This window comes from Bacillus sp. LR_5 (assembly GCF_042709275.1).
The window spans coordinates 1-1,000 of the sequence record NZ_JAVAXX010000632.1 but is presented as its reverse complement, the minus strand read 5'-3'; the positions used below and the strand labels follow the sequence as shown (position 1 = coordinate 1,000).

Genomic DNA, 1,000 nt, shown 5'->3' with positions numbered 1-1,000 from the left:
AGTAACTGGAGCAACAGGAGAAACAGGAGTAACTGGTGCAACTGGAGATACAGGACCAACCGGTCCAACAGGAGTTACTGGATCAACAGGCGCAACAGGATCAACTGGTGCGACGGGAGAAACTGGATCAACCGGAGTAACCGGTCCAACAGGAGCTACTGGAGAAACAGGAGAAACAGGAGCAACAGGAGTAACAGGTGCAACTGGAGATACAGGACCAACCGGTCCAACAGGAGTTACTGGATCAACAGGCGCAACAGGAGTAACAGGTGTAACAGGATCAACAGGCGCAACAGGAGTAACAGGATCAACAGGATCAACCGGAGAAACAGGTCCAACAGGACCAACCGGAGAAACTGGAGCAACCGGACCAACCGGACCAACCGGATCAACTGGAGTAACCGGAGCCACTGGAGTAACAGGATCAACAGGACCAACCGGAGAAACTGGTGCGACCGGAGCAACCGGAGCCACTGGATTAACAGGACCAACTGGTGCAACTGGAGTAACCGGAGCCACTGGAGTAACAGGATTAACAGGAGTGACTGGGTCAACCGGAGAAACTGGCGCGACCGGAGCAACCGGATCAACGGGAGCCACTGGAGTAACAGGATCAACAGGATCAACCGGAGAAACAGGAGTAACAGGATCAACTGGACCAACCGGATCAACGGGAGCAACAGGAGAAACTGGAGCAACCGGATCAACCGGAGCCACTGGAGTAACAGGATCAACAGGATCAACCGGAGAAACAGGAGTAACAGGATCAACTGGATCAACGGGAGCAACAGGAGCAACAGGAGAAACTGGATCAACCGGAGTAACCGGTCCAACCGGAGCAACAGGAGCAACAGGAGAAACTGGTGCAACTGGAGATACAGGACCAACCGGTCCAACAGGATCAACAGGAGCAACAGGAGTAACAGGTGTAACAGGACCAACCGGAGAAACAGGTCCAACAGGACCAACCGGAGAAACTGGAGCAACCGGACCAACCGGA

1 protein-coding gene is annotated in these 1,000 nt (G+C 53.8%); it reads left to right on the top strand.

The features are described from left to right. On the top strand, nucleotides 1-1,000 hold a 1,000-nt coding region (locus tag RAC86_RS39465), incomplete at both ends, for a hypothetical protein (RefSeq protein ID WP_483861771.1).